This is a genomic window from Psychrobacter sp. FME13 (genome assembly GCF_014861395.1).
GTDB lineage: Bacteria > Pseudomonadota > Gammaproteobacteria > Pseudomonadales > Moraxellaceae > Psychrobacter.
In genome coordinates this window covers 1-9587 of record NZ_RRYV01000119.1, presented here as the reverse complement: position 1 = coordinate 9587, position 9587 = coordinate 1, and the positions used below count along the sequence as shown (strand labels likewise).

Below are 9587 nucleotides of genomic sequence, written 5' to 3'. Positions count from 1 at the left end.
ATTTGCTTTTAGAATCCCCCACTTGAGCTTTGCGAAAGTGGTGGGAGTATGTCAAAGTGGTAATAGCGGTAATCGTATAATAGAGCCACTATAGTATCAACTTGGCTGAGTATCACAGTGTGTGGTTGATACCCAGCTTTTTTGGTTTATCTTATTGCGAATTAAAGTGTGGCTACATGTTAAGATTTTTGGCAGTTAAATAGCACTTCTTCCTCTTCAATCGCCACATCACTGTCTAGTGTTTTATTGCGCAATGTTGCTTCGTCGCCATTTACTTGCCATATGATACCGTGAGTATCATCCAGTCCAATCTCACCTACATAGACTTGTGTATTGGCATCAGTGTTGCTATCTGAGGTAGCGACCAAATCGTAATCTAGACCATCGATGATTAAGTTTGCGGTGTGTGGTGTGCTGTCATCATGGTAAGACACACCAATAGTAGCAGTTGGCTCACAGGTAAACGGCGTGCCTGCACTGGCATGATCATGTCCTTCGTGATCATGTCCTTCGTGATCGTGTCCTTCGTGATCGTGTCCTTCGTGATCATGTCCTTCGTGATCGTGTCCTTCGTGATCGTGTTCTTCGTGATCGTGTTCTTCGTGATCGTGTCCTTCGTGATCGTGTTCTTCGTGATCGTGTTCTTCGTGATCATGTTCTTCGTGATCATGTTCTTCGTGATCGTGTCCTTCGTGATCATGCTCTGCCGTTACTTCTTCAGATGCTGCTGTATCTGTACTAGGCTGACAGCCTAATAATGAGCCTGTCATGATACTTCCGATTAATGCAGCGCCTGCAAGTTTAGAGAATGATAGAGAGTCAGTCATATTATAAGTTCTCGAATAAGTGAAAATTAAGATATGTTATAATATAACAATAGACGGATAAAATAAAGCCGATGCTGGAGAATATCCAACATCGGCTTATTAGGAAACGCACTCAATGTAAATACTATCTACCGCTTAAATATTAAACATTAAAGCGGAAGTGCATGACGTCGCCATCTTGCACGATATAAGTTTTACCTTCTAGGCGTGATTTACCAGCGGCTGCTGCGCCTTTTTCACCGTTGTATTCGATAAAGTCATCATAAGCGATGACCTCAGCACGAATGAAACCGCGCTCAAAATCAGTATGAATCACACCAGCAGCTTGCGGGGCTGTAGCGCCAACAGCAACAGTCCATGCACGCACTTCTTTGACACCAGCGGTAAAGTAAGTCTGCATATCAAGCAAATCATAACCACCACGAATGACTTGATCTAGACCTGCTTCTTCCATATCCATTTCAGCCAAGAAGTCTTTTTTGTCTTCTTCGTCAAGCTGAGCAATCTCAGCTTCGATTTGGTTGCATAGTGCGATGACGATAGAGTCTTCACCAGTGGCATAGTCGCGCACTGCATCAAGGTATGGGTTGTTTTCAAAGCCATCTTCAGCGACGTTAGCGATATACATGGTTGGCTTTAGGGTGATTAGACCATAGCTTCTGATTAGTTTTTTCTCATCAGCGTCTAGGCCAGCAGCGCGAGCAGCTTTACCTTTTGCTAATAATGGCTCAATTTTTTTGAACACATCTAGCATGGCTGCAGCGTCTTTATCACCGCCTTTGGCTTTTTTGGTCAAGTTAAATACCGCACGCTCTACAGCTTCTAAATCTGCCAATGCCAGTTCGGTATTGATGGTTTCGATGTCATCAATTGGGCTGACGCGTCCATCAACGTGTACCACATTGTCATCATCAAAACAGCGTACGACGTGAGCAATCGCATCAGTCTCACGGATATTGGCTAGGAACTGGTTGCCCATGCCTTCGCCTTTTGATGCGCCTGCGACCAAGCCTGCGATATCGACAAACTCCATGGTCGTTGGCAGTACACGTTCAGGGATGACGATGTCAGCCAGTTTCTTTAGACGTGGATCTGGTACTGGCACGATACCCGTGTTGGGATCTTTGGTACAAAACGGGAAGTTTTCAGCGGCGATACCCGCTTTGGTCAAGGCGTTAAACAAGGTGGATTTACCCACGTTTGGTAGGCCAACGATGCCGCAATTAAAACCCATAGCATTCTCTCAATATAGTAATAAAATCAGTTGGTATAAAGATTGGTTAAATGATAAATCAAAATTGGGCACATTGTAGCAAATTTACCTGAATAGGGGTGAGGTTGTTGCGTTGTAGACTGATATTTAGCATCTGTTATTGCTAGTAATTTTGCCATTTTATCTATTATGGTAAGCTGTACTATAAAATGAGCAACTGATCTGATAGCAATATCAAAGGTTCATCCTTTGTAAAGGCGATTAACATAAACAAAAGGCCACTTCTTATAATGACGACCACAATTTTTAATACACGCCGCTATAGTTATCCGCAGAATTTTCTTGAAATGAAACCTAAGCTGGCTCAGCTTGAGCAGGCAATCAAAAAGCTAGAAGCAAATCTGATTGATACTGCTGAGGCGGCAAATATCAAATTATTAGATCAAAGATTGGATAGTGGTGCGGGGTTAGAGGTCGATTATGCCAGTGAGTTAAATCCAGATCAGCTAATGGCTGCAACGACTATCGAAGGCAAGGTGTTGGTCATCGCTGGTGCAGGTTCTGGTAAAACCAAAACACTCACTTATCGAACCAGCTATCTGTTAGAGAATGGGGTGTCGCCTAAAGATATCTTGCTACTCACCTTTACCCGAAAAGCGGCCAATGAAATTAAAAATCGTGCAAAGACGCTATTGACCAGCCGTTTGTCTGATGAGGATTTGGCTAAGGATAAGCTGCCAACTGATAAGTGGCTCAACGACATTGCTAGCGGCACTTTTCATTCATTTTGTAATATGCTGCTGCGCCAGTATTCAGGGCTGCTTGGTATTAATCCTCGATTTACGATTTTAGACACGGGTGATAGTGAAGATGCGATTGATCTAATTCATAAAGAAAAGAAGTATCCCACCCAAACCAAAAACCAAGCGTTTCCTCGTAAAAAGACCCTACAAAACATCTTTTCAACCTCTAGAAATAGACGCATTCATATCCGCGACTTGATAGAAGATAGTTACCCTGATATAGCTGTACATATTCCTATCATTGAGCAGCTGGCGGTTGACTTTCATGAGTATAAGCGAGCCAATCATCTTTATGACTTTGACGATATTATTAGCCAAGTGGTACGTCATCTAAAGACCAATGATAAATTTCGACAACTACTACAACGTCAGTACCGTTACGTGATGGTCGATGAATATCAAGACACCAATATTCCACAAAAAGAGCTGATAGATTTGATTTGTAAGCCTGAGTCTGTATCGCTCATGGTCGTTGGTGATGACAATCAGAGCATTTATGCCTTTCGCGGTGCCAATTATGAAAACATCTTGTTGTTTGGTGAGAGTTACCCCGATGCCAAGTTGATCAAGCTTGAGCAAAATTATCGTAGTACGCCTGCCGTTTTAGACTATATCAATGCCTTGTCAGCACAAATCACGCTAGGCTATCAAAAACAGCTGTACTCTGATGCATTAGTAACAGGAATCAAGCCGGTATTTAGTCGCTTGCGTGATGAGACCCGTGAGGCCAAATATATTGCTGATAAGATCATCAAGCTAAAATCAGAATTTGATTATGACGACTTTGCTGTATTGTGCCGAACGTCATTTCAGTCCAACTATGTCCAATTAGAATTTATGGAGCGTCATATTCCATTTATTGTCGTGGGTGGTATCAAGTTTATAGAAAGACGTCATATAAAAGACGTCTTGGCATTCGTAAAGATACTTTATAACCCCAATGACACGATCGCATGGCACCGTATTTTGACCTTGTTTAAGGGAGTAGGGTCAGTCACCGCGACGCGTTTGACCCAAGCAATTAATGCGGACAATAATTCGTTTGAGCCATTAACTACGGCAAAGTTTGCCAAAAAAAGCGAGCAGCTTGAGCCTTTGTATCATCTACTTACCAAAGCAGATCGGGCAAAATCTGTCAAAACAGTCATTGAGCAGATTCTGAAGTTTTATACGCCTATTCTAAAAACGATTGAGGAGAATTGGCGAGAGCGTAGTGAGGACTTCCGTGTACTCAAAAAACTGGCAACAGAATATAGCAGTCTTGATAGTTTCTTAGAAAACCTAGCACTTGATCCACCTAATGACTCAGTGGCGACGGCCAGTCAGTCTAAAACAAAGAATACCGACAAAGTCACTATCTCAACCATCCATAGCGCCAAAGGACTAGAGTGGCCAGTGGTGTTTGTCAATTCATTGGTTGATGGTATGACGCCGCATCATCGCTCGCTCGACGATTTTGAGGAATTAGAAGAAGAACGTAAGCTGTTTTATGTGGCCTGTAGTCGTGCTAAGTCTCAGCTTTATCTGACGGCACCTGATTACTTGTCTAGCTATTCAGGGTATTTTGACAAGCCGTCCCGCTTTATCGCCGAGCTATCTGCGAATGAGGTGACGATTAAGACCGCTAAAAAACCTAGAAAAGAAAGTGATGAGCCAGTGTGGTGGTGAGGTTTCGCAGATATAATCACCACCCATTGAGCTTTATATATTTAAGCGTCCGTCTCTGCTTGACTAGCTATACTGGCATCACTGTCACTGTCGAGTAAGGGCTCCTCAGTAGTAGTGACAACTCTGGATACAACATATGAGCTGCTATACGTAGCGTCCGTAGCGATTGGGTAAATCTCTAATCGCTCCAATTCTGCTAATAAGTCTTGAGTGACTTCCTCTTTGCGAGTGACAAAGGTAGAGGCAAAGCAGCGCCAAAATTTCCAGCCAGCACGCTCCAAAATCCGCTGACGTTGTATGTCGCTGTCCCACTTATCAGGCCCATGATATCTATCTCCATCACACTCGATGGCTAGGCTGTTGTCGTTTTCACCTTCGACCACCATATCGATTCGGTAAGCACCTGCTGTTACTTGTGGTACGACGCGATAGCCTTTTTCAATCAGAAGATCAAAGACTTCTTTTTCAAAGGGTGACTCACATTTATCACGTAATTCTGTGACTTCTTCTTCATCTTGCATGAATGGTGCCTGAAAGTGTTTGATAAGCTCTGATCGGTAATGATCAGCTTGGCTAAGCTCATTCAGCTCAATACTGCGCACCAAATACATTCTATCGCGCGCTCTGGAAGCAGCGACGTTCATCCGCTGGGCAAAGGTATCTCTGGTTTGTGCATGGGCGGCACCTGGTGCCACAACCAATGATAAAAACATGATGTCGCGCTCTTTGCCCTGAAAGGTTCTAGCATCACCGCAGGCAATGTCAAAATCAGTCATGAGTGTTTCATCCAACTCTTTATTTAGCATCTCCATAATACTGTGTGCTTGCTTATTGCCTAATAATGAGACAACACCAATGGTTTTACCCTTATAAGCTGGGTCAGAAACAATGGTTTTTATTTCATTAACGATAAACCTGACTTCTGAGGGGTTAATATCAGAACCTTTCGCACGATAGCCATCGGTGACATAGATATCAATCAATGGTGGGTCTAAGCGCTCTGAGGGTTTGGCTCTACGTAATGGTATCAGCTCATGATTATAAAACTCACGTTTAGAGAACTCAATAATAGGGGCCACACTACGAAAGTGCTCTTTTAACATCACACTGCTATCCGCAAACACCACTTTAAATAAGTCATAGATTGAGCGATCAGGCGACATCTGTGAGCGATAAACAGGGACCTGGTTGCTCAGATACTGTGCCATCAGATGGCGAATTTTTTCGATATCGAGACCGACGCCTTCTGGTGAGACTTGTTTATCGTCACCAACGATCAACACTTTTTTGGCTCGCATGATGGCTGGTAGCGCTGTTAAATCAGATTGAGAGGCTTCATCGATAACAACTAAGTCAAAACTGCCGAATTCTGCTGGCAGGGATTCAGAGATACGATAATGCGGCATGATCCAACATGGAATAGCAGCACTTGCGCCTGTAGAGGCTTCTCGCGCTTCACGGCGATAATAATGTGCACCTTTACCGGTTCCTTTACCGATACGCATAATGGCAGAGCGGTATTTTTCCAAAGAAGCTCTGACGTTCGGCGTCGCATTTTCGGCGACTTTTAGCCACGCTCGCTTGGTGATGGCTTTTTGATAAAGTCTTGCCAAGTCTGACTCTAAATTGCCACGAGTTTTGGCCAGTTGCACCAACTCTTTACGACCATCGATGCTGTCGATAAAGCTTCTTAATCGGCTGAGACGCCAAATTTTCTGCCAGTCATTAGGTAATAAGTCATCTATTTGTGTTGTATTTTGAGCGTTAGCACAAGGCGTATGGCGTAACTGTTCGGCCCAAAGTGGTGCGCCATTGTTTTCGATAAGCTTGGTAATGGTCGCGACTGTTTGTAGATCGGCTGCAAGATTTCTTACTCGTTTTAGATCATTTAGCAGGTCTTTCCATATAGTTTGTAATGCATCATCAGATAAAGTGGTACTACCAATTTTCTGATTGAAAAAGGCAATGGTTTTGTCGCTAATGTCACCGTCACAATCAGTAAGCTCATCCAGTAACCTCTCTTTTAACTTGCTACTTTTTATCAGGTTATGTCTTTTTAGATGTTGATTAAGTATATGACTTATCTCAACCAAAGCTTCTTTATCATAACGTATTTTCTTGTTGGTATTACTGGTATCCCACTCTATGAATATAGTACGTAGTGCCTGTTGAATATCATTTTGTAGACGATTGATATCAAAAACGGCCTCATATAAGTAAGCGGCTGAATTTAAATCAGATAAGACATCAGGTGATACCTCAAATATGGGTAAAGGTAGATCATTGGATAATACATTCCAGCGCAAGATAAGCTCTAGCGTTTTTTTTCTAAAGGCTATAAAGTTTAATACGTATTGCCAATCTTGTGCGCTTGAGGGTGGTGATGCGAGTATCCTAATAGATTCAAGGCATTTTTTTTCTGCCGATTTACCAAAAATACCTATTAAGCCAAAAGGTTTTCTACCTTCAGATAAATTAGTGATGGCATCGACCAGTTCTGGATTTTTATCTACGTTGTCAGGCAGTGAGATTGGTTTGCTTAAATAAACTGATCTCTCGTTAAACAGTGCTTTGATTTCGGTATTCAGCGTATTTAAATGCTCAATGATGTCTTGCTTGGCATTATCAGCCAGGTGCGGTTGGATATGAGTTGTCCAGTCTTGTTTAGCATTCTCAACTTTTTCAAGAAGATAGATTAAACGAGAGGTGTTAGCAGCTGTATTATAAGCAATGCTCAAAGTGTTAGCACTGTGTTCCATCAAGCTTGGTAGTTCGCCTTGCTCCTCAGCTGCTTGTGATTCGTTCAGGTAACTTAAATCTCTGTGCAACTGTATCATCGTATTGGTAGTAGGAATATCTGCAATCGCAGGTATTTTTTTATTAAGATAATGTAAGTCGCTGCCAAGTTTGATTCTGGCATTTTTTAGTTCAGTTATATCATTATGAGTAAACTGAGGCTTAAATACCTCTTCTATACCCAATGTATCAGGAATGCTGTCTATAAGCTGTCGATTTTGAGCAATCTCAGTCGCAGCATCTATTGGCTTGATAGTTTCGTTATCCATGACGATATCATCAAGGTTTAACCGTGCCCAAGCCGTAATTTTTTGGTCGGTACTGGCCAATTGTGCATGAATAGTATCGATTTGATCATCTAGCATCACGATATCTTTTTGGTAGGCCTCGCGATTGATACCTGATAATTCGCTTGATATCTTTTTGACGGTATGTTCAAACTGCTTTAGGCCTTCGTTTTCGCTGGTGAGTAAGCTCACAGCGAGCGGTCTTATCGATTCAGGCAACTGCTCTTGTAGTACCTTTAGGGCAGGATCTTTCATGGAGGTGACCAAAACTCTCTGGCCAAGCGCTAAGTAATGACAGATAACATTGGCGATGGTGTGCGTCTTGCCTGTACCTGGTGGACCTTGCACGACCACACCATCGTGTACATCTAGCTGCTGTATGATTTGTACTTGCTCATCGTTGAATGCTTTGGGGAAATAGAGCTCAGTTGGCGTGCTGGTATAATTTTCGCTACCACCTACCATAGATAGGCCCCGATAAGCGGACAATACGACTTCTTTATTTTCGGTTGCAGGCTCTGTCAGCATAGCTTTGAGGGCGTTTGGAAAATTGCCATCAGAGACCGTTTCGAGTTGCGTAGATAGTTTTTCCAGATCTTGCAAAAATATATTATTGCTTCTCGGGCGAGCCATGATTACCCAAGTATCTGTTACGATAAGGTTGTGCTGTGCTGTAGGTATTTTGCGCTCATCTGCAGTAGTATGGTCTGGTTGATAAACACCAGAAGCGTCAAGCAATGTCACCGCTGATTTTAAGATAGGCTCATAGCTACTTGGTATAAATGGATTTAGCAATACATTTTCTGATTCATAAAATGCTTTGGTGTTTTTTAGCAGTTTGCCCAAACCTTGATTTTCTTCTATAGAAAAAGGCTCAGTTTCAAGTGTAGGTACAGATAGCGTAGGCTTGATAAGTAACGCCATGGTTTTTTGATCTAAGGTAATTTCAACAGATTGCGTTAATAGGGGATACTTGATTTGCTTGCTATTTGACTCATTGTCAGCATTTATTTTTGTAGCAATACCGATACCCCATACCAATTCTAGCTGTGCATCAGCGAGATTGCCTTGAAGCTTTTGATTAAGCATGAACAGATTGGAATACAGCGTGATACTTTGACGTATTCGCTTTTCTGTTGCTACCCAAGGTTTCCAGATATTTTGGATGTAATCGTTAAATTCATTTTGTACAGCGTCTTTTTTAGGAAAGTTTTTTAGATGAATTTTTGCTTTTGAGTATTCCGCTACATTTGATGTCTTATCTGGATAATTATCATCGAAATGGGTGTCTTTAACCTCAAATGATGTGAATATTTCACTCGAATCAGAAGATAGTAGGTTGTCATCTATTAATAATTGGACAGAAGTTTTTTCTTTTAATGATGGTTGATCACTAAATTTGCTTGGAAATACTAACCAATGTGCTAATAGGGTACTGCTCGGTTTTGGTACCGAATTTTCACGCAACCGTTCTAAACGTAGCCAAACATCCTCAGAAGTATCGTTTGTGGTATTTAGGCTAATACCTGGCAAATTTAATACATGCTCTTCTATGCAAGTAAAGTCACTGTGCTTTGTGAAGTCTTGAATAGGTGCTTTTTTCATCAAAGTACATTGTTTAATAAATTCAATCTGAGAGGCCAATCGTTGCGTGTAAATGCTCATTTATTACGTATTCCTAATCATCAAAAACTATTGATTAATTGGCTGATATTTTGTTGATTTCATCGTATTAGCCCCATTTTTTACGACAGGTGAGAGCAATACGATTTTTGGATAAAACCAAACTATAGCACAGAAACTAATATCGATAAGCTATATCTAATATTTGTAATATTTATAATATTTATCGTTAGCAGCTATTGCTATAGGTATTATCAATTCAACCTGTTCGTTAATTTTCTTTAATATTACTTATTAAAAATAATTTTAAAAAACTAGGGGCTGTATAGAATTCAAATCAGCGGCAGCCAGATAAAGACACAAGCGAGAA

Annotated in this window: 4 protein-coding genes; 1 reads left to right on the top strand and 3 read right to left on the bottom strand. The window is 41.5% G+C overall.

The window, feature by feature from the left end; translation table 11 throughout:
- Nucleotides 1-179: 179 nt before the first annotated feature.
- Together EI164_RS12110 and ychF are read right to left on the bottom strand one after the other, a co-directional pair.
- Nucleotides 180-827: a hypothetical protein gene (locus EI164_RS12110; protein ID WP_192520213.1), complete on the bottom strand. Its 648-nt coding sequence runs from the start codon at nt 825-827 to the stop codon at nt 180-182.
- A 142-nt stretch (nt 828-969) separates the two neighbouring features.
- Entirely contained in the window at nt 970-2061 is a 1092-nt protein-coding gene (gene ychF / locus EI164_RS12105; protein WP_192520212.1) for a redox-regulated ATPase YchF, read from the bottom strand.
- Between the two features lie 269 nt (nt 2062-2330).
- On the opposite strand from ychF, the gene EI164_RS12100 reads away from it, so the two are divergent.
- Nucleotides 2331-4511 carry an ATP-dependent helicase gene (locus EI164_RS12100; protein ID WP_192520211.1) on the top strand — a complete coding sequence of 727 codons (2181 nt, stop codon included), beginning with the start codon at nt 2331-2333 and terminating at the stop codon, nt 4509-4511.
- Between the two features lie 41 nt (nt 4512-4552).
- Here the strand turns inward: EI164_RS12100 and EI164_RS12095 are convergent, their stop codons facing one another.
- Entirely contained in the window at nt 4553-9259 is a 4707-nt protein-coding gene (locus EI164_RS12095) for an AAA domain-containing protein (RefSeq protein WP_192520210.1), read from the bottom strand.
- Nucleotides 9260-9587 lie beyond the last annotated feature (328 nt).